The following is a 23332-nucleotide window of genomic DNA, read 5'->3' as shown; positions in this document are numbered from 1 at the left end:
CTCCTCCTCGGAGAGGTCCCGCCCTTTCGTGATGCCGGTGCCGGTCTACGGCTCGAACTTGTAGCCCAGGCCGCGGACCGTGACCAGGTAGCGCGGGGCGCCCGGGTCCGGCTCGATCTTGGCGCGCAGGCGCTTGACGTGGACGTCGAGGGTCTTGGTGTCACCGACGTAGTCGGCGCCCCAGACGCGGTCGATGAGCTGCATGCGCGTGAGCACGCGGCCGGCGTTGCGCAGCAGCATCTCCAGCAGGTCGAACTCCTTCAGCGGGAGGTCGACCTTGGTGCCGCCGACCGTGACCACGTGCCGGTCGACGTCCATGCGGACCGGGCCGGCCTCCAGCGCGGCCGGGGTGACCTCCTCCGGCTCGCCTCTGCGGCGCAGCACGGCGCGGATGCGGGCGACCAGCTCCCGCGAGGAGAACGGCTTGGTGACGTAGTCGTCGGCTCCTATCTCCAGCCCGACGACCTTGTCGATCTCGCTGTCCTTGGCGGTGACCATGATGACGGGGACGTTGGAGCGGCCGCGCAGCTGGCGGCAGACCTCGGTGCCCGGCAGGCCGGGCAGCATCAGGTCGAGGAGGACGAGGTCGGCGCCGTTGCGCTCGAACTCGTCGAGTCCGTCGGGCCCGGTGGTCGCGACGGCGACCTCGAAGCCCTCCTTGCGGAGCATGTACGACAGGGCGTCGGAGAAGGACTCCTCGTCCTCGACGACGAGCACACGGGTCACGGAAGGACCTCCGGAGCGGGAAGCGTTTCGTACGCGGTGGAATCGGGGGATGTGGGGGTGGCCCGCCCGGCCTCCTCGTCGAGGCCCGCGCCTGCAGCGCGTTCGTCCCGGGCGGACTGCTGATGTGCGCGGTCGCGGGCCGCACCGGCCTCCGGCAGCCGCAGGGTGAAGGTGGAGCCCTGGCCTTCGGCGCTCCACACCGTGACCTCCCCGCCGTGCGAGGCGGCCACGTGCTTCACGATCGCCAGGCCCAGTCCCGTGCCACCCGTGGCACGGGAGCGGGCCGGGTCGACGCGGTAGAAGCGCTCGAAGATGCGCTCCTTGTCCTTGTCGGAGATGCCGATGCCCTGGTCGGTGACGGCGATCTCGATGTGGTCCCCGCCGGGCGCGTTCACCCTGCGGGCCGCTATGCCGACGCGGGTGCGGGCGGGCGAGTAGTTGACGGCGTTCTCGACGAGGTTGCCGAGGGCCGCGGCGAGCTGGCCGCGGTTGCCCCACACGGCCAGGTCGGCGGTGCCGCCGGCGGCCATGGTGATCTCCTTGCTGCCGGCCTGGTGCCGGCAGCGGTCGATGGCCTCCGCGACGAGCTCGTCGACCCGGACGGGCTCGGCGTCCTCCAGGGGGTCGTCGTTCTGCACCCGCGACAGGTCGATGAGCTCCTGCACCAGGCTGGTGAGCCGGGTCGCCTCGATCTGCATGCGGCCGGCGAACCGCTCCACGGCCTCGGGGTCGTCCGAGGCGTCCATGACGGCCTCGGAGAGCAGGGACAGGGCGCCGACGGGCGTCTTCAGCTCATGGCTCACGTTGGCGACGAAGTCGCGCCGGACCGCCTCGATGCGGCGGGCCTCGGTGAGGTCCTCGACGAGCAGCAGCACCAACCGGGAGCCCAGCGGCGCGACCCGCGCGGAGACGGCCAGGGCCTCTCCGCGTCCGGTACCGCGCCGCGGCAGATCCAACTCGACCTGGCGTATCTCCCCGTCGCGCCGGGTGTCCCGGGCCATCTGCAGCATCGGCTCGACGGCGAGCTTGCCGCCGCGGACCAGGCCGAGGGCGTACGCCGCCGAGCTGGCCTTGACCACGGCGTCCGCCTCGTCGAGCACGACGGCGGAGGACCTGAGGACCGACAGGACGGTGTCCACGCCCGGCGGGAGCACCGGGTCCGTGTGCAGGGAGGTACGTGTGGGGCGCTTCTGCTCGCGCTCGCTCCAGCGGAACGCCAGCATGGCGATGACGCCGGTGAGTACCCCGGCGATCGCAGCCGCTGCGGCGACCGCCGCGTTCACGTCCATGCACCCAGGTTAGGCATGGGTCGGGCACCGGCCACAGCCGTCGGGCCACCGGCTCGAACACTCGTCGCCCAGAGTTCACCTTGGAGCCAGTATTGGTTCATTTGGGATGCCGGAAACGGACGCGTACGGGCCGGAACGTGGGAGCGTGGGGTTCGGACCGTTGGTTAGAAGACGGTCGTACCGCCGGTTTGTCGGTGGGCCCCGGCCCTTGGACCCCCGACTTGAACGCACGAGAGGGAAACCTGATGCGGGACGCGTACCACGAGGAACTGGACTCGATCAGCGACGGTCTGGTGGAGATGGCCCGGCTGGTCGGGTCGGCGATCGGGCGCGCCACGACCGCCATGCTCGACTCCGACCTGAAGCTCGCCGAGAACGTCATCGAGGCCGACCAGAAGGTCGACGAGCTCCAGCACGACCTGGAGGCCCGGGCGATAGCCCTGCTGGCGCGGCAGCAGCCGGTCGCGACGGACCTGCGCATCGTCGTCACGTCGCTGCGGATGTCCGCCGACCTGGAGCGCTCGGGTGACCTCGCCCAGCACGTGGCGAAGCTCGCGCGCCTGCGCTACCCGGACCGCGCGGTCCCGAGCGACCTGCACGCCACCATCCTGGAGATGGGCCAGCTCGCCCAGCGCCTGATGGCCAAGGCCGCCGAGGTGATCATCACCAAGGACGTCGACCTGGCGCTCCAGCTGGAGCAGGACGACGACGCCATGGACCTGCTGCACCGCACCCTCTTCCAGCACCTGATGGACGACCGCTGGAAGCACGGCATCGAGACGGCCGTGGACGTCACGCTGCTGGGCCGCTACTACGAGCGGTTCGCCGACCACGCGGTGTCGGTCGCCAAGCGCGTGGTGTACCTGGTGACGGGCGAGCACGCGGACGAGCTCCAGACGGATGTGCAGCCGGAGATCCAGGCGGTCTCCGGGGCGGAGAGCGCCTGACCACCCGTCCTGCCAGGGCGTGAAAGGGCCGGACGGGATCGGCCGGGGCACGCGGGCGCCTCTGTGCGCCGTTGATGCGCCCAGCGGAACGGGCGTCCAATGGGCACAGGCACCAGCCTTGAGGAGGGACCCATGGCCGAACCCCCCAGCATCACGCCCGACCCCACGCAGCAGCGCGAGACCGAGCAGCCCACCGAGATCAGGGCCCTGCCCCTGGTCGCCGCCTGCGGCTGCGGCTCGGGCTGCGGCTGCGGGTGCCAGTCGGGCAGCCCCTGCCAGTGCGGCTGACGCCGGCACGTCGTCCGTACGACCTGAAGGGCCCCGGCGGTGCGCCGGGGCCCTTCGGCGTTGAGGTCGCCCGCGGGGCGGTACGGGCGGACGATGGGAGGTACGGGGCGACGGGGGTGGAGTTCCGTACGGAACTCCGGGTGGAGCCGTACGGAATGCCGTACGCAGTGCCGAACCGGGAAGGAGGCACGGGCCATGGCCAAGTTCATGGATGTCCACCACAGCATGAAGGGCATCACCGAGGAGCAGCTGCGCGAGGCCCACGACGCGGACCTCGCCATAGAGAAGGAAGAGCAGGTCCACTTCGAGAGGGCGTGGGCCGACCCGGAGTCCGGTGTCGTCTACTGCCTCTCCGAGGCCCCCTCGGCCGAAGCGGTCCAGCGCATCCACGAGCGGGCCGGGCACAAGGCGGACGAGATCCATCCGGTGCCGTTGACGGTGCAGTGAGCCGGAACTCGGTGCAGCGCCGCGGCCCGGACCGTCGGCAGGGCCTTACGCCGAGGCGCGGTACTGCGCCCGGGTCAGTGACCTGACCCGGACCGGCTGCCCATGGGCGGGTACGCGCGTGGTGCGGTCGTGGGACATGCCGAGCTTGGCCATGACCGGGTCGAGGCGTGGTTGTCGACGTGGCAGATGCTGACGACGCGTTCCAGGCCCACGTCGTCGAAGGCGAACGCCAGGACCTCCCTGGCCGCCTCGGTGGCGTAGCCCCGGCCCCAGGAGCGGCGCCGCAGCCGCCAGCCGATCTCCACCGCGGGCATGTTCTCGGGCAGGTAGGCGGGGACGGTCAGTCCCACCGGTCCGCTCCTGGGTGCCGGGCGAGCCGTCCCCGATGTACCGCATGACGTCGGGGTCCGCGTCCATCTCCGCGAGCGGGCCGAGGTCGGCGTCCGTCCACTGGCGCAGCCGGAGCCGCTCGGTGTGGCACTCGGGATGCCGGCCGGCTCCGCTGATCACTGCCCCACTCGGCCGTCGACGCGTTCGCGCAGGAGGTCGGCGTGGCCGCAGTGGCGGGCGTACTCGGCGATCTGCGCGAGCAGGACATCGCGCAGCTGGTGCTGCCCGCCGGGTTCCGGGCCGAGGTCGGAGTGGCCGGCGTTGTGCGTGCCGAGGTCGGTGACGCCGGCGAGGTAGCGGTCGGTGCGTTCCACCTCGGTCCGCCACTGCCGCCAGGCCTCGTCCACGACCGCCTGGTCGGCGACCGCGCCGTTGAAGTCGCCGTCGCGGTCCTCGTCCGTGCGGTACAGCTTCGGCGCGTCCTCCCCGGCCATCACCCGCCGGAAGTGCCGCTCGCCTTCGGTGAGGTGCCGCACCAGCCCGAGCAGGGACATCGTGGACGGCGGTACGGATCGCCGGGCCATCTGCTCGGCGTCCAGGCCCGCGCACTTCATCTCCAGGGTGAGGCGGTAGGCGCGCAGGTAGTCGAGCAGGAGGCCGCGCTCGTCGAGGGGCTCGCCGTCGGTCCCGCGGGGATCTTCGGTCTCGCGGGGGTCGTCGTCCGGGTCGACCCACATGTCGGGGTAGACGGTCGACTGCGTCCACCGGGCCGCCGCTTCTTCGCCGCCGGCGTGCTCGGGTTCGCGTGCGTGCTCGGGTTCGCTTGCGTACTCGGGTTCGCTTGCGTGCTCGGCTTCAGTGGTGTGCTCACGCGAGACCATGCGGGCATGGTGGACCGGGCTGGGGCGGGCTCGCCACCGAATATCGGGCCTGCGGGCCGGAGTTGAGCCGTCAGCGGAGCTGCTCGGCGGTTTCGGCGGTTTCGGCGGCTTCGGCGCCTCGAGCCATCGGTCATAAACCGGGTGTCCCGCGGGGTGCCGGCCGACGCCCGGCCCGAAAGCCGGGTCGCCGGCACGTCTGCCCGCTTCACCCCGCCCCGACCTCCGGCTGCGCCCGCACACCCACCTCGGGTTCGCCGGCGGCTGCCGCCTTCTCCTCCGGCACCCGCCTCATCAACGCCCCGTACCCCAGCCCGGCCACCGTCCCCACCACGGCGCACGACGCCCACAGCCACTCCGCCCCGAACCGGTCGATGACGAAGCCGGACAGCAGCGGGGCGACCAGGCCCGCGACGGCCCAGGACATCGTGTACATGCCCTGGTAGCGCCCGCGCCCGTGCAGCGGGGACAGCCGGACGACGAGCCCGGTCTGCGTCGGCGCGTTGACGATCTCGGCCAGCGTCCACACGCACACCGTCAGGGCGATGACCCCCACCGACCCGGCGAAGGCCGTGAGCCCGAAGCCGTACCCCGCCAGGATGGACGAGACGACCAGCAGCCGGCGCGGATCCCGGTGCTCGATGAAGCGGGTGACCGGGATCTGGAGCACGACGATCAGCACGCCGTTGACGGCGATCGCCATGCCGTACTCGGCCGGCGTGAACCCCTCTCCCATCGCCACCGGCAGCCCCACCGATCCCTGCTGGAAGATCAGCGCGACGAGGAAGGACAGCCCGACGACGCTCATGAAACGCCCGTCGCGCAGGACGGTCCCGAGACTGACGGCGTCGTCGGACCGGGCGGTGGCCGTCTCCACCGTCTCGTCGGGCCTGGACTCGGGCAGCCGCAGGAAGACGAGGATCGCGCAGGCCATCGTCATCGCCGCCTCGATCAGGAACCCGGCGAGATAGCTGGCCTCGGCGATGAACCCGGCGGCCATGGAGGAGATGGCGAAGCCGAGGTTGATGGCCCAGTAGTTGAGGGAGAAGGCCCGGATGCGGTCCTCGGGCCGGACGATGTCCGCCATCATCGCCTGCACGGCCGGCCGGGACGCGTTGCTCGCCATGCCGACGAGGAAGGCGACGCCGGCGATCGCGACCGGGTCGCGCACGAACCCCAGCAGCGCGACGGACACGGCCGTCGAGGCCTGCGCGATCAGCAGGGTCGGCCGCCGCCCCAGCCGGTCGGTCATCACCCCGCCGCCCAGCGAGGAGATCACCCCGCCGAGCCCGTGCAGGGCGGCGACCAGGCCGGCGTACGTGGCGGAGTAGCCGCGGTCGAGCGTCAGGTACAGCGCCATGAAAGTGGCGACGAAGGCGCCGAGCCGGTTGACCAGAGTGCTGGTCCACAGCCACCAGAACTCGCGAGGCAGCCCGGAGACCGTCTCTCGGACGGCACGACGGGCACGCATGGCGTACGGCACGGATTCCCCCGAATGCAACAGGACTGTACGACGCGCTGACGGTGAGAGGCGTCGGCGGTAAGAGGCGCTGGCGGTAATCGCACGTTACAAGTCCCTGCTTGACGGGGACCACTCAATTAACAGAACCCGTCAAACGTCCGCCTGCCGGGCAGCCACGCGAACGGGCGAATGCGTGGATTACGCTCTGGGGCATGGCCGACGCACCGTACAAGCTGATCCTCCTCCGCCACGGCGAGAGCGAGTGGAACGCGAAGAACCTGTTCACCGGCTGGGTGGACGTGAACCTCAACGAGAAGGGCGAGAAGGAGGCAGTCCGCGGTGGCGAGCTCCTGAAGGACGCCGATCTCCTCCCCGATGTGGTCCACACGTCCCTCCAGAAGCGCGCGATCCGCACGGCCCAGCTGGCCCTGGAGGCCGCGGACCGCCACTGGATCCCGGTCCACCGCTCGTGGCGCCTGAACGAGCGCCACTACGGTGCCCTCCAGGGCAAGGACAAGGCACAGACGCTCGCCGAGTTCGGCGAGGAGCAGTTCATGCTGTGGCGCCGCTCCTACGACACCCCGCCGCCGCCGCTGGACATCGACGCCGAGTACTCCCAGTTCTCCGACCCGCGCTACGCGACCCTCCCGCCGGAGCTGCGCCCCCGCACGGAGTGCCTGAAGGACGTCGTCGTCCGCATGCTCCCGTACTGGTTCGACGCGATCGTCCCCGACCTGCTGACCGGCCGCACGGTCCTGATCGCGGCCCACGGCAACTCCCTGCGCGCCCTGGTCAAGCACCTGGACGGCATCTCCGACGCGGACATCGCGGGCCTCAACATCCCGACGGGCATCCCGCTGTCCTACGAACTGGACACCGACTTCAAGCCGGTGAACCCGGGCGGCACGTACCTGGACCCGGAGGCGGCCGCGGCGGCCATCGAGGCGGTCAAGAACCAGGGGAAGAAGAAGTAGGCGGTACTGATCAAGCCCCCTGCCTGCGGGTTATCCGCAGGTCGGGGGCTTTTCGCTGCCTGGGGCCGCCTCGGGACCGTCGTGGTCCGGTACGGCGGATGCTCACCCGGCCCGGCAGCTCAGTACGGTCGCGGGATCTCGTGCTCGCTCAACGCGACCTCGTACCGAGCCAGGAGGGCGTCCAAATTCGTCAGGAGAAAGGCGGCGGAGTCCCGAGCTTCGGCCAGGTCGCCTCGCTCGCAGGCCCGCATCACCTCGTCCACATCGCTGCGGAGGATGTGCAGGGAGTCGCCCTGCACCAGGACCCCGGGGAACCGTCTGCCGGGGAGACGGACCACGGCGTCGTTGCCGCCCTCCGTGAACAGCTCGGCTTCGATGCGCTCCATCAGGCCATCCAACCCGACACCACCAGCTGACATCAACGGCATGCAGGAAGGCCCCACCGTGCCGGGAGGCGGATCGAACTCCTGACGTGGTGCCGGGTCTCACGGGCCGGTCGGGGGCGTCTCCTCAGGGAGCAGGCACCAGGGGGTTCTTGAGGTTCCAGTAGACCGCGCGTCGGCCTCGGCCAGGGGCTGTGGGTTCGCAGCGAGCCACAGGCGGTAGTCGCTCATCGCCACAGCTTGCCGGGCGCGTGCCCCCCAGCCGGCGCCAGGGGGCCACGCACCCCGGAGCGGATCAGCTGCGCCGCACCCCCCGGCACCCCAGGATCACCGCGTCGCAGAGCATCGCCACCGCGCCCAGGACGGCCAGCGGCCACACGCTCTGCTGGGGGACGTACTGCCAGGTGATGCCGGCGGTGATGGCGCCGGCGAGGGCGAAGCCGGTTCCCGGGAGGTAGCGCAGGGGGATGGTCAGGTGGCGGCCGGGCTCGGGCGGGGCTTCCGGGCGGGGAAGCGGCGTGCGATCCTGGATCGACATCAGGTGGTCTCCTATCTGGTGGTTCCCGCCGCTTCCACGGTTCCTAGGCCGAGAGGGAAGCGGCGGGTTGTTTTCGGGCGGACGCCCTGCGCGTCCTCCCCACACCTCGCAGGCGAACGGGGCGCGGGTGTTCACGCCGCCTCCCGGCGGGAAGCGCGGCGCAGGCTCCAGGCCAGTCGCGGTGCGCTGTTCACCGTGAGGCGGACGAGGTACATCAGGCGGGCGCGGCCCGGCCGGTCGGCCAGGTCGGCCCACTCCGCTCTCCACTCCTCCTGCCAGCGGTCGCGGGCGGCGGCGGGCAGCAGCTGGGTGCCGAGGGAGATGGCGCGGAGTCCGAGCGTGGTGAAGCGCGTGCGGCGGGGTGGGGTGTCCGGGCGCTGTGCGACAGCGGCCTCGGTGGACTGGGCAGCCGTGGCCTGCTCCCCCTGGTGTTCACGGATGGCCTGGATCAGCTCGCCCTTGCGCATGCGCGCGGTTCCCCGGATGCCGAGCCCCGCTGCCACCTGTTGGAGTTCCGCCAGCACCATCCCTTCGAGGCCCCTGCCACGGGCTCGTCGAGCGGACGCGGCCGGCGGAGGAGGGGTGGCCGGGCGGCCGGGCGTGGCAGTCCGACGGCGCGTGCGTGTGACGGCCCGCGGCTCCTCGCCCTGCACCTCGCGAATGAGGTCGATCAGCGTCTTCTTCCGCATCCGCGTGGCGTCCTTGATGCCCAGTCCCGCTGCGACCCGTTGCAGCTCGGCCAGGACCATGTCCTCCAGGTCCGTGCCACGGCGGCGCCGGGAGCCGGCGGGTCGGGCGGACGCGGGATGCTCGTGCCGGTGCTCGTACTCAGGCATCTGACGGCTTCAGCTCCCCAACCCGTCGGGCGCGGGGCGGAGTCGAGCGGACGCGGCACCGCCCTGGTAGGCGGCGGCCAGTGCCAGGCGGGCGGATTCCGCTCCGTTGGTGGTGAAGCGGTAGTAACGGCGGCGCGGGCGGGGCGGGTCGGTCTTCTCGATCGCGGCCTGGTCCTCCCAGAACGATTCGAGCCAGCCGGCCGCCTCGAGACGGGCGAGGATCGGGTGGATCGTGCCGGTGGGCAGGCCTGCGGCGTTCGAGAGCTCCAGGCCGTAGCGCGCCTTGGCCGGGGTCTCCAGGAGGGTCCGCAGGACCACTTGCGTCTGCAGGGTCATGCGCGGCGTTCTAGCCATGCCAAAACTCTAGTATGGGACTGACCTGCAAACAACCTCCTTAGCGGGCGCGGCGCGGGCGTCATTACCCGTGACGTAATCGACGTCCCCTGCGGCCCCCGGCAAGCTGGCCCCATGACGACAACCACCAGCACGTCAGAGGCCACCCGCGCGACCGTCCAGAAGTTCCTCCAGCTGCGTCTCGCCGGTGACACCGCGGGACTCACCGCGCTCTTCGCCGACGAGGTCGACTGGATGCTGGCCGACAATCCGGGGGTGCCCTGGATCCGGCCGCGCTCCACCGCCGCCGATTGTGCCGCCCAGGCCGAGGAGTTGGCCCGGTACACCGTGCCCGAGGAGGCGCGGGCTTCCGTCGACGCCTTCCTCGTGGACGGTGCCGACGCCGTTCTGATGGGGCACCTCTCGGGAACGGTCCGGGCGACGGGCAAGTCCTTCTCGGGGCCGTTCGCCCTGCGGCTCACCGTGGAGAACGGGCGGATCACCCGGCACCACCTGTACGAGAACAGCGTGTCGATCGCCGCGGCTTGCACGCCTTGAGGCGTTGTGCCCGCGTACCTCGACGCGTTGATGCCTAGTCCGCGCTGCGGCCCCGGCTCAGCGCCCGGGCGCAGGCGCCGATGATCGTGGCGTTGACCAGCGCGCCGAGTACGACGGCGGTGATGAGCATCGCCCCGTGGTCCGGGAGGACGAGCAGGACCAGGCTGGCCGGGGCCGTGGCGAGGAGCGGGATGACGCCCGCCATCGACTCGTCCGAGCTGTCCGTCAGGGTCACCGTCACCGCCCACCCGAGCAGGATCGCGCAGGCGGCGAGGTAGACGAGGGCGGCGGGGTGCCGCAGGGCGTGGCGCAGGCGGTGGGCCGCCTCGCGGGGAAGCGAGCGGCCGGAAGCCGGGGTCGTCATGGGGGACTCCTCGGTCGGGGCGGTCAGAGGTGGGGGCCGGGCGGGTTGGGGCGGGCCAGGCCGAGGTCGTAGGCGAGGATCGTCGCCTGGACGCGGTCGCGCAGGCCGAGTTTGCGCAGGAGCGCGTTCACGTGGGACTTGACCGTGCCCACGGTGATGCCCAGCGACTCGGCGATCTCCGCGTTGTTGAGGCCCGCGGCGAGCAGGCCCAGTACGTTCCGCTGGCTGGTGGTGAGGCTGTCGAGTTGGCGAGGGCCGCCGGTGGTCCGGCGTTCCGGGGCGGACGCGTAGTGGGAGATCAGGCGGCGGGTCGCCGAGGGGGCCAGGACCGATTCGCCCGTCGCCACGACCCTGATGCCGTGCAGGAGTTCGGAGGCGTGAACGTCCTTCAGGAGGAAGCCGGAGGCGCCGGCGCGCAGGGCGTCGAAGACGTAGGCGTCCAGGTCGAAGGTGGTCAGGACGAGGACCCGGGGCGCGTTCTCCCGGCCCGTGATGATGCGGGTGGCGGCGATGCCGTCCAGTTCCGGCATGCGTACGTCCATGACGACGACGTCGGGGGACAGTTCGTCGGCGAGGCGTACGGCTGCCGCACCGTCGGCGGCTTCGCCCACGACCGTCATGTCGTCCTCGGCGTCGATCACGGCCGCGAACCCCGCCCGGACGATGCCCTGGTCGTCGACGACCAGCACCTTGAGACTCATCGCTCGGTTCCCTCTTCTCCGGGCAGGGGCAGCCGGAGGCGGAGCGTGCCGTCCGGGCCCGTGGTCAGGGTGCCGCCGAGGGCCTCGATCCGGGTCGCCAGGCGCTCGCGCAGGGCGGGTCCGGCTGCCTCGGGGACCCCGGTGGCCGTGAGGGTCAACGTATCGCCGTCCGTGTCGAGTTCGAGCAGGGCCGGTTCCTGGCCGCCTGCCGCCAGTACGGTCTCGGCGGCGTGGTAGGCGGCCAGGTCCACGGCCGTGGGCAGGCGGTCGGGGACCCGGTCCGTCCGTCGTATCTCCACGTCCCTGCCGGTGGCCCGGCACTGGTGGGCCAGCAGGTCGAGGGCCTGGAGGGTGGGTTGCGGCCGGAGGCCGGGCGGTGTCGCCTCGCCCTCGGTGACCGTGTCCAGCAGGGCGCGCATCGCCGCCAGTGCCTCGCGGGCCCGTTCCGCCGTCGTGTCGAGGCGGCCGGCCTCCGCAGCGGCGACCATGTCGGCGGTGCGGGCCAGGACGGTGGTCTCCAGGCCGGTGGCGATACGGCGGCGCTCCGCCCAGGCCTCCCGGACTGCCTCCTCGGTCCAGGCGGCCAGGCGTTCCTCGCGCGTGTCCCGGTCGGCCCGGTCGCGGCGGCCGCGCCTGGTCCCGTACCAGCGGGCCGTGCCGATCGCCAGGGCCGCTCCGGCTGCCGCGCACAGCGCGACCGCCCAGACGGGGAACGCCGTACCCCGGTCCAGGACGGCGGCGGTCGCGGCGGTCGCGTGCGCCAGCGCGGCCGCGACCTGCCACGCGGGCTGCCCGATCTGCCTTGTGGGCCGCCCGATCTGCCTCGTGGACCGCCCGAACCCGATCCGCCACGCGGGCCGCCCGACCTGCCAGGCGGGCCGCCCGGGATGTCCGCGCGACTGGCCCCCTGCGCCGCGCGCACCCGGCCACCCCGCCGTGGCCGCCGCCACCGCCCCACCCGTGGGCAGCACGCTCAGCAGGGGCGGCAGCAGCACCGGGCCGCCGTACTCGCCCAGGGACATCGCCGGTGGCCAGAGCAGGGCCAGGCCGAGGAGGGTCGCGAAGGCCGTCCGGGGTGCCCGTCGCAGCCACAGCAGGGCGATGCCCTGGGCCGCGGCCAGCAGGGCGAAGAGGACGCCCGCGGAGACCTGCGGTCCGCTCGACGCGCTCTCCGCGCGGATGACCAGGGCCGGCAGCAATGGCTGGAGGAACAGGCCGAGGGCGGCCGTCAGCTGGGCCGCGCGGTAACCGCGCGGCACGGTCCGTTCCACGGGGGCGGCGGTCCGGCCGGGCAGGGTCGCGCGTACCTCCCAGCCGCCGTCCGCCGTCGGGCCGCTGGTGAGGGTGCCGCCCGCCTCGCGGGCCCGGGACCGCAGGAAGCCCTGGCCCCGGCCCGAGCCGAGACCGGATCCGTGCGACGGCGTGCCGGCGGGTGGGGCCGCGCTGGTGATCACGACGTCCGTGCGGGTGTCGCCGTACCGGCACAGGACGGTGGTGTGCGCACCGGGCGCGTGCCGGGTCACGTTGGTCAGGGCCTCGCGGACGATGCCGTACGCGGCGTCCGCGACGGTGCCGTCGGGGAGGGCGTCGATCTCGCAGTCCACCCGCTGGTCGAGCCGGCGGAACCCGGCGACCAGGGCCCGCAACCGCTCCTGGGGCGACGGCAGTTCCTCCCGCGACGGCGCCGGTGCCCGGACCGCTCCGAGGGCCCGGGTGACCTCACGGCCGGTGTCCCTCGCGAACTCCAGGGCCTCGGCGGCCAGTTCGGGGCGACGGTCGCGCAGCCCGAGGGCCGCCCCGGCCGTGACGACGACGGCGGTCAGGTGGTGGGCGCTGACGTCGTGCAGCTCCCGTTCCATACGGCGCCGCTCGGCCTCCGGGAGCCGGTGGCGTTCGGCCTCGGCCCGCCGCAGCAGGTGCTCGGCGGCCCGCCGGGCGCGACGGGCACGCCGTACCAGCAGGCCGGAGCCGCACGCGGCGGCGTACAGCAGGGCGGTCAGGGCGAGGTCGAGGCCGTCCGGGGCGCTCAGTCCGTGCAGGGTGATGCCGTGCAGTGACTGCCAGGCGGCGAGCGTCACGACGCACAGCACGGCGGTGAACGTGTCGCGTTCCGCCGCGGCGGTGAACAGGGCCAGGGCGACGCCCGCGGTGCCGAGGACCGCCACCGCGCCCGTGGGCAGCGGGCCGGCGCCCAGAGCGCAGGCGGCGGTGACCACGGCGAGGGCGGTCACCGGGCGGGATCGGCGCAGGGCGAGAGCGGCCGTCACCACTCCGCCGACCAGGGCCGCCACGAGCAGCGCGGACGCGGGCGGTACGGTTCCGCGCGCCAGTGCCGCGCCGGGCCATGCGGCGGCCTGGGCGCAGAACAGCGCGACCGGGAGAAGTCGGTCGTCGGTTCGATTCATGAGGTGACCAGGCTAGGACCGCGGACCGGCGGTCCCCCTCCGGCTGAGGGCGGATCCGGGTCTCTTACCTGGGTTACAGACCCTGCGGATACGCCCCTTCCGGAGCCCGATGGCCGTGCGGGGCGGCGTCCCTAGGCTCGATCACATCGACCTCCCGCATCGGGAGACGTCGCGTTCACCCACCGATTTCCGGAGGATCTCCCATGTCCCAGCGCGTTCTCGTGTCCTCGTTCGTCGGCGTCGCCGTCATCGGGGGGATCGCCGCGGGCGGTATCGCCGTGGCCTCCGCCTCCGGCACCACCGAGCCGGCCCTGCAGAACGGTTCGGCCCGCTTCACCGGCACCGGCACCAGCACCGGCACGCTCACCTTCACCGCGGACGTGACGGACGACTCGGGCGTCCGCAGCCTCAAGGTCCTGGCCTGGCCCGCGCGTTCGAAGCTCGATCCGACCGAGGCCGAGCTGCGGTCCGCCGAGCGCGCCACGTGCGAGAGCACCGGCGAGGGCACGTCCCGCTGCACGTACACCGTGCGGGCTTCGCAGGAAGAGGCGGCGGAGCTGGGCACCGGCACCTGGTACGTCTCCGCGCTGGCCACCGCCGAGGACGGCGGCACGGCCTTCGTGCCCCGCGCCGCCACCTTCGAGGTCAGCCGCTGACGACCCGCCAGAACTGCCGCTTGTCCTCGTCCCGTACGACCACGCCCAGCCGCAGCAGTTCCCCGCGCAGCTCCCGGGCCTCCTCGGCGCCGTCCCCGTCCTTCCGGGCCTTCGCACGGGCCCGCAGCAGGGCGTCCGCGCCCGGGGGAAGACCGGGGGTGCCGGGGACCCAGCGGCGGAACTGGGCGCGGTACGGGTCCTCCCGCGCCCAGGTGTGGCCGTGCTCGGTGAGGGCGTCCGCGAGGCGGCGCCAGGGCAGGCCGCAGTGCTCCCGGGCCAGTTCCATGCCGCTCGGGGCCAGCACGACGAGGTGCTTGCCGTCCCGGAACAGCACGGAGATCTCCTCGCGGGCGAACTCCTGGGAGCCGTCCCTGATCGTCAGGGTCACGTGGGTGTCGGCGACACGGACCGACAGCGAGTCGTGCACCGCCGAGAGGCCGAGCAGCAGTCCGCCCAGCACGCCCACCGCGATGGTGCCGAGGGTGAGGGCGGGTTCCGGGACGGAGGTCAGCAGCTCGGCCGGGCCCTTCAGCGGTGCCCACCGCAGGGACAGCAGCAGGCGGGCGAGGAGGGGCAGGAGCGCGCTCGCGACAGCACCGCAGGCGACGCAGAAGAGCACGATGACCCAGGCCGATTCCGCGAGCTCCGTGACCCTGCCGGCCTGCGGCTCGCGACTCCCGGCCATGGACACCTGCGGCTCGGGGCGTTTGCCCATGGTCACGTTCCTGGCTTCCTCCATGGCATCGAGTCTGCGGAAGGCTCGCGGCCCTGTCATCAGCCGTTGGTCTACCGGCCCGCGACTTTGGTCGCCGCCCCGTCCGCGCGCCGGTTCCAGGGGCGTCCGCGGTCCCGGCTCAGGGATGCATCCGCGCCCCCTTCACCACCTTGTCCACCGCGTTCTTCGGGCCGTAGACGGCAAGCCCCACCAGATCCAGTTCCGCCGTCGGCACCGCGCGTACGGCCGCGCGGTTGTCGCGGTCGTTGCCCGTCGCGAAGAGGTCGGACGTGAAGACGGAGCGGGGCAGGGAGCGGGAAAGGGCGCGGGTGTGGGCCGTGGTGAGGGTTTCCTTCGTGGCCTCGAAGACCAGGACCGGCTGGCGGAACATCGGCAGGTAGGGCACGCCGTCCGCGTCCTCGTACGGTTCGCCGATCACCTCGGGGATCTGTGTTCCCAAGCCGCTGACCAGGAACGACGTGACGTTGAGGCGCTGCCAGGGCTCCAGGTCCACGCGCAGCAGGACGGCGATCTTCGTGTCGAAGCGGATCGGTTCGGTGTTCATGGTCCGAGCGTGCCCGGCGGCGGTCGACGGGGTCTTGTACGTTCTTTGCATGGCCTCACAGCCCGCCCGCACGTCCCCGGACCGGCAGCGGATCGTCTCCGCCTGGCGGCCGGCCGTGCCGGGCGTCGTCGAGGTCTTCCACGCGCGGTTCACCGAGTACGCGTATCCGATGCACGTCCACGAGGCCTGGACGCTGCTGATCGTGGACACCGGCGCCGTACGGTACGACCTCGACCGGCACGAGCACGGCACCCCGCACGACACGGTGTCGCTGCTGCCGCCGCACGTGCCGCACAACGGCTCCCCCGTCACCCCGGAGGGCTTCCGCAAGCGGGTGCTGTACCTCGACGGGACCCACCTCGGGGACGAGCTGATCGGGGCCGCCGTCGACCGTCCCGACCTGCGTGATCCGCTGCTGCGGCGGCGCGTCGGACAGCTGCACGGCGCGCTGCTGCGGCCCGGTGAGGAGCTGGAGGCCGAGAGCAGGCTGACGTTCGTCGGGGAGCGGTTGCGCGGGCATCTGCGCGGCGAGAGCGACCAGGCCCGCCCCGCGGACCCGGTCCTCGCCCGCCGGCTGCGCGAACTGCTGGACGAGCGGGTCGTCGAGGGCATCGGGCTGACGGAGGCCGCCGGGCTGGTGGGCGCCCACCCGGCCCATCTGGTACGGGCGTTCAGCACCGCGTACGGCATCGCCCCGCACCAGTACCTGACGTCCCTGCGGGTGGGCCGCGCCCGGCGGCTGCTCCTGGAGGGGCGGTCGCCGAGTGACGTGGCGGTGGCGACCGGGTTCTACGACCAGTCGCACCTCACCCGGCACTTCCGCAGGCTGGTGGGGGTGCCGCCCGGGCGTTACCGCGCGGGGTGAGTCAGCGCTCGGGGCGCTGCGTGAGGTGGGCGAACGCGTCCAGGTTCCGGGTCGACTCGCCCCGGGACACCCGCCACTCGTACTCCTTGCGGATCGCCGAGGCGAAGCCCAGCTCCAGCAGGGTGTTGAAGCTGCCGTCGGAGGCCTCCAGGACCTGGCCGAGCAGGCGGTCCAGTTCGTCGGCGGTGACGGCGGACAGGGACAGGCGGCCGGTGACGTAGACGTCGCCGTGCTGATCGACGGCGTAACTCACGCCGTACAGCTTGAGGTTGCGCTCCAGGAGCCAGCGGTGGACGCCCTGCTCGTTCTCGTCGGGGTGGCGGATGACGAAGGCGTTCAGGGACAGGGAGTGGCGGCCGACGATCAGGGAGAGCGTCGTCTTCAGTTTGCGGGTGCCGGGGAGTTGCGCGACGTAGGTGCCGGGCTCGGGGCTCTCCCACTCCAGGTCGGCGTCCGTCAGGACGGCCTCGACGGTCTGTGCTGCCGCTTTCTGTGCGTCACCCATGGTGCGAGCGTACGCGACGGCGGTGTGCCTGCAGCGCGGCCGTGTAGACGTCCGCCGTGGCGGCGGCCGCGGTGTCCCAACCGAAGGACTGGGCGTGCCGGGCGGCCTGCGCGCCCATCCGCGGCGACAGGTGCGGGTCGTCGGCGAAGTCGCGCAGCACGCGCGCGTAGTCGGCCGGATCGTGGCCGCGCACCAGGAAGCCGGTGTGCCCGTCGCGCACGGCGACCGGCAGGCCGCCGACCGACGCGGCGAGCACCGGGGTGCCGGCCGCCTGGGCCTCTATGGCGACCAGGCCGAAGGACTCGCTGTAGGAGGGCATGACCAGCACGGAGGCGGCCCGGAACCACTCCGCGAGCTGCTCCTGGCCGACCGGCGGATGGAACCGTACGACGTCCGCGATGCCGAGGCGGGCGGCGAGCTTCTGCAGGCCCTCGGGCTTGGCGAGGCCGCTGCCGCTGGGGCCGCCGACGACCGGCACGAGGATGCGCGAGCGCAGCTCCGGGCGCTCGTCGAGGAGGACGGCGACGGCGCGCAGCAGCACGTCGGGGGCCTTCAGGGGCTGGATGCGGCCGGCGAAGAGCGGGATCAGCGCGTCCCTCGGCAGGCCGAGGCGGGCCCGGGCGGCGGCGCGGCCGTCGGCGGGCGAGAAGCGGCTCAGGTTCACACCCGGGTGGACGACGGCGACCTTGTCGGTGTCGGCCGCGTAGTGCCGGACGAGTTCGTCGGCCTCCTCGGTGGTGTTGGCGATGAGCCGGTCGGCGGCGTCGACGATCTGGGTCTCGCCGATGACCCGGGCGGCCGGTTCCGGGGTGTCGCCGTCGGCCAGGTTGGCGTTCTTGACCTTGGCCATGGTGTGCATGGCGTGCACCAGGGGGACGCCCCAGCGCTGGGCGGCGAGCCAGCCGACGTGGCCGGAGAGCCAGTAGTGGGAGTGGACCAGGTCGTAGTGGCCGGGGCGGTGGCCGGCCCAGGCCTGCATCACGCCGTGCGTGAAGGCGCACAGCTGGGCGGGGAGGTCCTCCTTGGCGAGGCCCTCGTAGGGGCCGGCGTCGACGTGCCGGACGAGGACGCCCGGGGCCAGCTCGACGGTCGGCGGGAGGGACGCCGAGGTGGCGCGCGTGAAGATCTCGACCTCGATGTTGATCGCGGCGAGGCGCTGCGCGAGTTCCACGATGTAGACGTTCATGCCGCCGGCGTCGCCGGTGCCCGGCTGGTGGAGCGGGGAGGTGTGCACGGAGAGCATGGCCACCCGGCGGGGCCTGCGGTGCAGCCGGAGGCGCGCGGGCGAGGACGCGGAGCGCCGCCCGAGCCTGCCGATGTACTGGCTCACGTGGCGTTCCTCCTTGGCTGCGGGCATACCGGACGGAGGCGCGGGTGCCCTCCAAGCCGGTGCAACACCGGAGGAAGGGGTTCCCATTCCTGCGAGGTGCCCGGCGGGGCCGTTTTTGCCGAGCCATTACCGAGGATCGCTCAACCGTTCGAGGCTGGAGTGCGTCGCCTGGGTGGGAGGGGGCGGGGGCCCACCGAGGCCGCGCCGGGGACCGGCCGGAGGCCGCATACCCTCTTTGGCATGACAGCCCGCGCAGCGTCCCGCCCGCTGGGAACGGTGACGCGCGGGACGACGAACCCCAACCGCCTGCGCCGCATGGACCGCTGGATCGCGGCCACGCACGGCGCGGAGCTGCGCCGCGCCGTCGACCCCGTGGCGGTCGACCTCGGCTACGGCGCCGCCCCGTGGACGGCCGTCGAGCTGCTGCACCGCCTGCGGACGGTCGCGCCACGCGCGCGTGTCGTGGGCATCGAGATCGAGCCGGCCCGGGTCGCGGCGGCGCTGCCGTACGAGCGGGCGGGGCTCGCCTTCCGGCACGGCGGCTTCGAGATCCCCATCCCGCAGCGGCCCCTGCTCGTCCGCGCGGCGAACGTGCTGCGGCAGTACGAGGAGGGCGAGGTCGCCGCCGTGTGGCGGCGCCTGTGCGCGCGGCTCGCGCCGGCCGACCCGGTACGCGGTTCGCGCGGCGGGCTGCTGGTCGAGGGGACCTGTGACGAGATCGGCCGCCGGCACGTGTGGGTCGCGCTCGGACCGGAAGGGCCCCGCACGGTCACCTTCGCGACCCGCCTCGGCTCCCTGGAACGCCCCTCGGACCTGGCGGAACGCCTGCCGAAGGCACTCATCCACCGCAACGTCCCGGGCGAGCCGGTGCACGCCTTCCTGCGCGACTTCGACCGCGCCTGGGCCGCCGCCGCGCCCTACGCCTCCTACGGCACCCGCCAGCGCTGGATCCGAGCGGTACGGGACCTCACGGCCGACTGGCCGGTGGCGGACGGGCCGGTGCGCTGGCGGCAGGGCGAAGTGACGGTTCACTGGGAGGCGTTGGCACCGCGGTCCTGAACCCCGGGCCGCAGGCCCCGCCGAGCGGCCCGAGCCACCCGGCGGAACCCGCGGGGAACGATCTCTTTGAGTCGTTCGTCACACACGCGGGGGGATCATCATGCCGGAGGCATACCAGGGAGGGGGCGGCGGGAAGCACTACCTCTGTCGCTTTGGCCGCCGACATGGCAGCATCCCCAGGCGAACCGGAAGTTACTGACGGTTAATCAGTTTGGGGGATGGTTTATGCGCAGGGGCAAGCGTGGCCTGTTCGCGACGGCCGTGACCGTGGTCTGCGCGGTCACCGTGCTGGCGGCACCGGGCACGGCGTTCGCGAGTCCCAGCCCCTCCCCCACCCCGAGCACCGGCCCGACGCTCGCCCCCGGCAAGGACCTCGAAGCCGTCCGCGAGAAGCTCGACAAGCTCTACCGCGCCGCGGCCCGCGCCACCGACGAGTACAACGCCGCCGAGGAGAAGGCGGACAAGCAGTCCGACGAGATCGTGAAACTGGCCAAGAAGATCGTCAAGGGCCAGGAGAGGCTGGAGCAGCTCAAGGAGCGCGCGGGCGCCGCGGCCGCCGCCCAGTACCGCGGCGGCGGACTCCCGCCCGAGGCCCATCTGATGCTCAGCGACGACCCGCAGGAGTTCCTCGACGGCGCGGGCCGGGTCCGCGAGGGCCAGCACGCCACCAAGGGCCTGATCGGCGAACTGACCCGCACCCAGGAGGACTTGGAGCAGTACGCCGAGGACGCCTCCGCGCAGTGGAAGAAGCTGGAGGCGGGCCGCAAGGCCAAGGCCGTCGCCCAGAAGAAGATCGAGAAGCAGATCGCACAGGCGGAGAAGCTGGAATCCGAGCTGCGGAAGGAGGAGCAGGAGCGCCTCGCCGAGCTGGAGAAGGAGGCCGCGGACAAGGCGCAGACCGCCTGGCTCGACTCCGGCATCCTCCAGGACATCAGCGGAAAGGCCTCCGAGCAGGGCAAGAAGGCCGTCGCGTACGCCACGGCCCAGATCGGCAAGCCCTACCGGTGGGGCGCCGAGGGCCCGAAGAGCTACGACTGCTCCGGGCTGACCTCACAGGCCTGGATATCCGCCGGCCGCGGCATCCCGCGCACCTCGCAGGAGCAGTGGAAGCAGCTGCGCCACATCGACGTCCAGGACATGCGGCCAGGCGACCTCATCATCTACTTCGACGACGCCAGCCATGTCGCGATGTACGTCGGCGACGGCGCGATCGTGCACGCGCCCCGGCCCGGGCGGGACGTGACCCTCGCGGGGGCGGGATCCATGCCGATCCTCGGAGTGGTACGGCCCGACGCGGGCTGAACGCCCGAGCGCACACCGGATATCGGACACCGGAGACCCCCGGTGACCTGGCCCACGTGACCCACTCCACCCAGAACCACCCGCCAAACGCCGCGCCGACGTGACGTTCGTCATCCCCGCGGCATCTCCGGGCTGTCCAACTGCGGGGCATATCGCGGCATATGACACTGGCCGGTGGCGCAGCGGCGTGGCTCACACCATTCCAATGCGCCGCCGACACCCGCTATGGTCCCCGTCGGTGGGTCGAGGTCCCTCGCCCCCGCCATGCCCTCGGGGGGAGGGAAGGAACCCAAGACGATGCCCGTACCCATACCGCGGCAGAGAGCCATCCCGGCCGTGGAGAGTGGTCAGGCGCAGGCCGCGTCCCCGTGCGGCGGCTCCGCCGAGGACTCCGTCACGGACGCCTCGGCGCAGGCCCCGCGCACGCCGGACACCGGCGGAGACACCACGGACAAGGCCGGAAACACCACGGACAAGGTGGAGAACCACACCGCCCACACCAATCTCACCCTGCTGCTGATCGAGGACGACCCGGCCGGTTCGCCGATCGTGCCGGACATGCTCGACCAGGCGGGCAAGCCGATCCGCGTCCGCACGGCCCGCAACCTCACCGAGGCCGAGCGGCTGCTGACCGACGACGTCCACTGCATCCTGCTGGACCTGGCGCTGCCCGCGCCCGGCCGCAGCGACTCCGACGACGAGCTCGCCGTGCTCAAGCACGTGCTGGAACTCGCGCCCCGGCACGCCGTCCTCGCGCTGACCGCCTCGGGCGACGCCGAGCGCGGCGCGGAGGCCGTGCGCGTGGGCGCCCAGGACTACCTCTTCCGCGACGAGCTGGACGGCCGGCTGCTGAGCCGCGCGATCCGCTACGCGGTGGAGCGCAAGCGCTCCGAGTCGGCCGAGCGCCGGCTCGCCGAGGGCCGGCTGCGTGCCCAGGAGAACCGCCGCCTGGAGCGCGGTCTGCTGCCGACGCCGCTGCTGGAGGGTTCCCCGCTGCGGTTCGCCGCCCGCTACCGCCCGGGCCGCTCGCGCGCCCTGCTCGGCGGTGACTTCTACGACGTCGTACGCACCCCGGACGGCACCGTGCACGCCATGATCGGCGATGTCTGCGGCCACGGCCCGGACGAGGCCGCGCTCGGCGTGGAGCTGCGGATCGCGTGGCGCGCGCTGACCCTGGCGGGCCTGTGCGGCGACCAGTTGCTGGGCACGCTCCAGCAGGTGCTGGAGCACGAGCGGGCCGACGACGAGATCTTCGCGACCCTGTGCACGGTGGACATCGCGCCGGACGGTCGCCGGGCGGGCCTGTGCCTGGCGGGCCATCCCTCGCCGCTGCTCGCCAGCCCGGGCCGGCCGGCCCGCCTGCTGCCCTACGACAACAACGGACCGGCCCTCGGGCTGCTGCCCGGGGCCCGCTGGCCGCGGATGCAGGTGGAGCTGGGCGCCGAGTGGAGCCTGATGCTCTACACCGACGGCCTGATCGAGGGCCGGGTCGGCGAGGGCCGGGAGCGGCTCGGGCAGGACGGCATGACGGAGATGGTCCGCCGCCAGTTCGCCGAGGGCCTGCGGGGCGAGCAGCTGCTGCGGGCGGCGGTGAACGAGGTCCGCGACCTCAACGGCGGCGAGCTGACGGACGACGTGGCGGTACTGCTGCTGGACCGGGTGCCGTAGCCCCGGGCTCCTGGCTGCTGGCTGCTGGCTGCTGGCTGCTGGCTGCTGAGGGAGGCTCGGCTGCCGGGGGAGGCCTCGGAGCTGCCGAGGGCCTTTACCGGCCGCCGTTCCACGGGCCGTACGGGCCGTCGCTGCTGGAGCCGCGGCTGCTGCGGCCGCCGCCCGGGAGCGCCCGGATCGCGGGCCGGACGTCGACCATGTACACGATCGTCGCGATCAGGCCGATGATCGGCAGGAACGACAGGATCGGGAAGAGCAGGTTCACCACGAAGGCGAGCCCGAGGATGATCAGCCAGAACGGCTTGGTCTTCTTGTCCGCCGCGCGGTAGGCGTCCTCCCGGCGCACGGCCGCGTCGATCAACGCGAAGCCGCTGAAAACGATCAGGGCCATGCTCAGAAGCCACATCAACCCTGCGAAGCCCTGCATCAGCACAACGTCCACCACCTGACTCGGCTCGTCCCTACGCGGTCACCGTACCCGTACAACGGGCCGGGCACCCCCAGGGTGCCCGGCCCGCGTCGGCTCGCGTTCCTACTTTGCCGACGGCGTCGTCTTCTTCGCCGTGGCGGTCTTGCGCGCCGGGGCCTTCTTGGCCGGGGCCTTCTTCGCGGGGGCGGCCTTGGCCTCGGCGGGCTTCGCCGGCTCCTCCTTGACCGCGACCGGCTCGGGCTTCGGCTCGACGGCCACGGCCAGTTCCTCGACGCTCTCGGCGACGTCCTCGATGCCCTCGGCGGCCTCGCCGCGCCAGGTCCGCACGGCCTGCTCGCCGTGCTCGGCGACCTTCTCGTAGGTCTCGCGGGCCTTGACGGCGTACTCGGCGGCCACGCCGACGCTGCGCAGCGCGAAGTCCTGGGCGGTCTCGCCGACCTTCTTCAGGTCCGCGTCGATCGTGCTGCCGAGCTTCTTGATGTCGACGTCGATGGAGCCGATGAACTCCGTGACCTTGTGCTGGAGGGTCTGCTGCGTCTCCTTGACGCGGGCGGAGGCCTCCTTGGCCCGGGCGGACGCCTTCTCCTGGACGGCCTTCGGGTCGGTGTTGCGTACGGCGTCGATCCGCGCGGGGGCCTCGGAGCGCAGCTGCTCCACCAGGGCCGGCACCTTCTTGGCCTGCTGAAGGGCGAGGTCGGCGGTGCCTGCGGCGAAGTAGAGCGGGGTCGGGTCGCTGAAGGTCTTGCGCAGGTCGTCGGTGATGGCCATGGTGATGGTC

The 23332-nt window shown here is 72.6% G+C and carries 28 protein-coding genes; 10 read left to right on the top strand and 18 right to left on the bottom strand.

What is annotated here, in order from left to right; translation table 11 throughout:
- Positions 1-45: 45 nt before the first annotated feature.
- Both ACSUPV_RS22245 and ACSUPV_RS22240 read right to left on the bottom strand, forming a co-directional pair.
- Positions 46-726 carry a response regulator transcription factor gene (locus ACSUPV_RS22245; protein WP_004929857.1) on the bottom strand — a complete coding sequence of 227 codons (681 nt, stop codon included), beginning with the start codon at positions 724-726 and terminating at the stop codon, positions 46-48.
- Positions 723-2015 carry a sensor histidine kinase gene (locus ACSUPV_RS22240; RefSeq protein ID WP_031113734.1) on the bottom strand — a complete coding sequence of 431 codons (1293 nt, stop codon included), beginning with the start codon at positions 2013-2015 and terminating at the stop codon, positions 723-725. The genes ACSUPV_RS22245 and ACSUPV_RS22240 overlap by 4 nt, the downstream gene beginning before the upstream one ends.
- Before the next feature lie 245 nt (positions 2016-2260).
- Here ACSUPV_RS22240 and phoU point away from each other — a divergent pair, with 245 nt between their 5' ends.
- From phoU to ACSUPV_RS22225, 3 genes are all read left to right on the top strand, one after another.
- A complete protein-coding gene (gene phoU / locus ACSUPV_RS22235) occupies positions 2261-2962 on the top strand; it encodes a phosphate signaling complex protein PhoU (protein ID WP_031113736.1) in 702 nt (233 codons plus the stop codon).
- A gap of 132 nt (positions 2963-3094) precedes the next feature.
- Entirely contained in the window at positions 3095-3250 is a 156-nt protein-coding gene (locus ACSUPV_RS22230; RefSeq protein WP_436948320.1) for a hypothetical protein, read from the top strand.
- Positions 3251-3445: 195 nt separating this feature from the next.
- Positions 3446-3697 (top strand): SCO4226 family nickel-binding protein, encoded by a 252-nt coding sequence (locus ACSUPV_RS22225; protein WP_031113738.1) that lies wholly within the window; start codon positions 3446-3448, stop codon positions 3695-3697.
- 74 nt (positions 3698-3771) lie between these two features.
- Here ACSUPV_RS22225 and ACSUPV_RS22220 read toward each other — a convergent pair whose 3' ends face one another.
- The 3 genes from ACSUPV_RS22220 to ACSUPV_RS22210 form a co-directional block, all read right to left on the bottom strand.
- Positions 3772-4047, bottom strand: coding sequence for a GNAT family N-acetyltransferase (locus ACSUPV_RS22220; protein WP_051648459.1), 276 nt, complete (start codon positions 4045-4047; stop codon positions 3772-3774).
- A gap of 156 nt (positions 4048-4203) precedes the next feature.
- A complete protein-coding gene (locus ACSUPV_RS22215) occupies positions 4204-4764 on the bottom strand; it encodes a DinB family protein (RefSeq protein WP_031113739.1) in 561 nt (186 codons plus the stop codon).
- Between the two features lie 349 nt (positions 4765-5113).
- A complete protein-coding gene (locus tag ACSUPV_RS22210; protein WP_436948317.1) occupies positions 5114-6376 on the bottom strand; it encodes an MDR family MFS transporter in 1263 nt (420 codons plus the stop codon).
- A gap of 203 nt (positions 6377-6579) precedes the next feature.
- On the opposite strand from ACSUPV_RS22210, the gene ACSUPV_RS22205 reads away from it, so the two are divergent.
- Complete coding sequence (locus ACSUPV_RS22205) at positions 6580-7341, top strand: phosphoglyceromutase (protein WP_031113741.1); 762 nt, start codon at positions 6580-6582, stop codon at positions 7339-7341.
- 119 nt (positions 7342-7460) lie between these two features.
- On the opposite strand, the gene ACSUPV_RS22200 is transcribed toward ACSUPV_RS22205, so the two are convergent.
- The 4 genes from ACSUPV_RS22200 to ACSUPV_RS22185 form a co-directional block, all read right to left on the bottom strand.
- Positions 7461-7727, bottom strand: coding sequence for a DUF6959 family protein (locus tag ACSUPV_RS22200; protein WP_382613070.1), 267 nt, complete (start codon positions 7725-7727; stop codon positions 7461-7463).
- A 292-nt stretch (positions 7728-8019) separates the two neighbouring features.
- The gene (locus ACSUPV_RS22195; protein WP_031113774.1) at positions 8020-8262 is read right to left on the bottom strand and encodes a hypothetical protein; all 243 of its coding nucleotides are present in this window, start codon (positions 8260-8262) and stop codon (positions 8020-8022) included.
- A gap of 131 nt (positions 8263-8393) precedes the next feature.
- Positions 8394-9098 carry a transcription termination factor Rho gene (locus tag ACSUPV_RS22190; protein WP_031113775.1) on the bottom strand — a complete coding sequence of 235 codons (705 nt, stop codon included), beginning with the start codon at positions 9096-9098 and terminating at the stop codon, positions 8394-8396.
- Between the two features lie 9 nt (positions 9099-9107).
- Positions 9108-9452 carry a helix-turn-helix transcriptional regulator gene (locus ACSUPV_RS22185; protein ID WP_031113777.1) on the bottom strand — a complete coding sequence of 115 codons (345 nt, stop codon included), beginning with the start codon at positions 9450-9452 and terminating at the stop codon, positions 9108-9110.
- A 114-nt stretch (positions 9453-9566) separates the two neighbouring features.
- Between ACSUPV_RS22185 and ACSUPV_RS22180 the strand changes: the two genes are divergently transcribed.
- Positions 9567-9989 (top strand): nuclear transport factor 2 family protein, encoded by a 423-nt coding sequence (locus tag ACSUPV_RS22180; protein WP_436948314.1) that lies wholly within the window; start codon positions 9567-9569, stop codon positions 9987-9989.
- Between the two features lie 34 nt (positions 9990-10023).
- On the opposite strand, the gene ACSUPV_RS22175 is transcribed toward ACSUPV_RS22180, so the two are convergent.
- From ACSUPV_RS22175 to ACSUPV_RS22165, 3 genes are read right to left on the bottom strand one after another with little or no spacing between them, the layout of a single operon-like run.
- Positions 10024-10353 (bottom strand): SCO4225 family membrane protein, encoded by a 330-nt coding sequence (locus tag ACSUPV_RS22175; RefSeq protein WP_031113779.1) that lies wholly within the window; start codon positions 10351-10353, stop codon positions 10024-10026.
- A 23-nt stretch (positions 10354-10376) separates the two neighbouring features.
- Positions 10377-11054: a response regulator transcription factor gene (locus ACSUPV_RS22170; RefSeq protein ID WP_359789740.1), complete on the bottom strand. Its 678-nt coding sequence runs from the start codon at positions 11052-11054 to the stop codon at positions 10377-10379.
- Positions 11051-13459 carry a histidine kinase gene (locus ACSUPV_RS22165; RefSeq protein ID WP_436948312.1) on the bottom strand — a complete coding sequence of 803 codons (2409 nt, stop codon included), beginning with the start codon at positions 13457-13459 and terminating at the stop codon, positions 11051-11053. The genes ACSUPV_RS22170 and ACSUPV_RS22165 overlap by 4 nt, the downstream gene beginning before the upstream one ends.
- Positions 13460-13662: 203 nt before the next feature.
- On the opposite strand from ACSUPV_RS22165, the gene ACSUPV_RS22160 reads away from it, so the two are divergent.
- The gene (locus tag ACSUPV_RS22160) at positions 13663-14115 is read left to right on the top strand and encodes a DUF5707 domain-containing protein (protein WP_436948310.1); all 453 of its coding nucleotides are present in this window, start codon (positions 13663-13665) and stop codon (positions 14113-14115) included.
- On the opposite strand, the gene ACSUPV_RS22155 is transcribed toward ACSUPV_RS22160, so the two are convergent.
- Together ACSUPV_RS22155 and ACSUPV_RS22150 are read right to left on the bottom strand one after the other, a co-directional pair.
- Positions 14105-14854, bottom strand: a complete 750-nt coding sequence (locus ACSUPV_RS22155) for a YqeB family protein (RefSeq protein WP_436948308.1) — start codon at positions 14852-14854, stop codon at positions 14105-14107. The two genes, ACSUPV_RS22160 and ACSUPV_RS22155, sit on opposite strands and share 11 nt — an antisense overlap.
- A gap of 115 nt (positions 14855-14969) precedes the next feature.
- Entirely contained in the window at positions 14970-15395 is a 426-nt protein-coding gene (locus tag ACSUPV_RS22150; protein WP_031113786.1) for a DUF2000 domain-containing protein, read from the bottom strand.
- Between the two features lie 49 nt (positions 15396-15444).
- Between ACSUPV_RS22150 and ACSUPV_RS22145 the strand changes: the two genes are divergently transcribed.
- Entirely contained in the window at positions 15445-16260 is an 816-nt protein-coding gene (locus tag ACSUPV_RS22145; protein ID WP_037759380.1) for a helix-turn-helix transcriptional regulator, read from the top strand.
- A gap of 1 nt (position 16261) precedes the next feature.
- On the opposite strand, the gene ACSUPV_RS22140 is transcribed toward ACSUPV_RS22145, so the two are convergent.
- Positions 16262-16765 carry a YbjN domain-containing protein gene (locus ACSUPV_RS22140; protein WP_031113789.1) on the bottom strand — a complete coding sequence of 168 codons (504 nt, stop codon included), beginning with the start codon at positions 16763-16765 and terminating at the stop codon, positions 16262-16264.
- Complete coding sequence (gene mshA / locus ACSUPV_RS22135; RefSeq protein ID WP_037759378.1) at positions 16758-18095, bottom strand: D-inositol-3-phosphate glycosyltransferase; 1338 nt, start codon at positions 18093-18095, stop codon at positions 16758-16760. Before mshA ends, ACSUPV_RS22140 begins: the two co-directional genes overlap by 8 nt.
- 240 nt (positions 18096-18335) lie before the next feature.
- Between mshA and ACSUPV_RS22130 the strand changes: the two genes are divergently transcribed.
- The 3 genes from ACSUPV_RS22130 to ACSUPV_RS22120 all read left to right on the top strand — a co-directional run bounded on the left by ACSUPV_RS22130 (position 18336) and on the right by ACSUPV_RS22120 (position 22124).
- Positions 18336-19154 (top strand): class I SAM-dependent methyltransferase, encoded by an 819-nt coding sequence (locus ACSUPV_RS22130; RefSeq protein WP_436948305.1) that lies wholly within the window; start codon positions 18336-18338, stop codon positions 19152-19154.
- Positions 19155-19379: 225 nt separating this feature from the next.
- Complete coding sequence (locus tag ACSUPV_RS22125; RefSeq protein WP_031113792.1) at positions 19380-20456, top strand: C40 family peptidase; 1077 nt, start codon at positions 19380-19382, stop codon at positions 20454-20456.
- Between the two features lie 297 nt (positions 20457-20753).
- Positions 20754-22124 carry a PP2C family protein-serine/threonine phosphatase gene (locus tag ACSUPV_RS22120; protein WP_436948303.1) on the top strand — a complete coding sequence of 457 codons (1371 nt, stop codon included), beginning with the start codon at positions 20754-20756 and terminating at the stop codon, positions 22122-22124.
- Positions 22125-22218: 94 nt separating this feature from the next.
- On the opposite strand, the gene ACSUPV_RS22115 is transcribed toward ACSUPV_RS22120, so the two are convergent.
- Together ACSUPV_RS22115 and ACSUPV_RS22110 are read right to left on the bottom strand one after the other, a co-directional pair.
- Entirely contained in the window at positions 22219-22551 is a 333-nt protein-coding gene (locus ACSUPV_RS22115) for a DUF2516 family protein (protein WP_078650698.1), read from the bottom strand.
- Positions 22552-22656: 105 nt separating this feature from the next.
- Positions 22657-23322 (bottom strand): hypothetical protein, encoded by a 666-nt coding sequence (locus ACSUPV_RS22110; protein ID WP_359789730.1) that lies wholly within the window; start codon positions 23320-23322, stop codon positions 22657-22659.
- Positions 23323-23332 lie beyond the last annotated feature (10 nt).

Source organism: Streptomyces sp. SudanB52_2052, from assembly GCF_964272415.1.
Taxonomy (GTDB): domain Bacteria; phylum Actinomycetota; class Actinomycetes; order Streptomycetales; family Streptomycetaceae; genus Streptomyces; species Streptomyces olindensis.
Note: the sequence above shows the minus strand (reverse complement) of the source record. Positions and strands in the feature narration are given on the sequence as shown.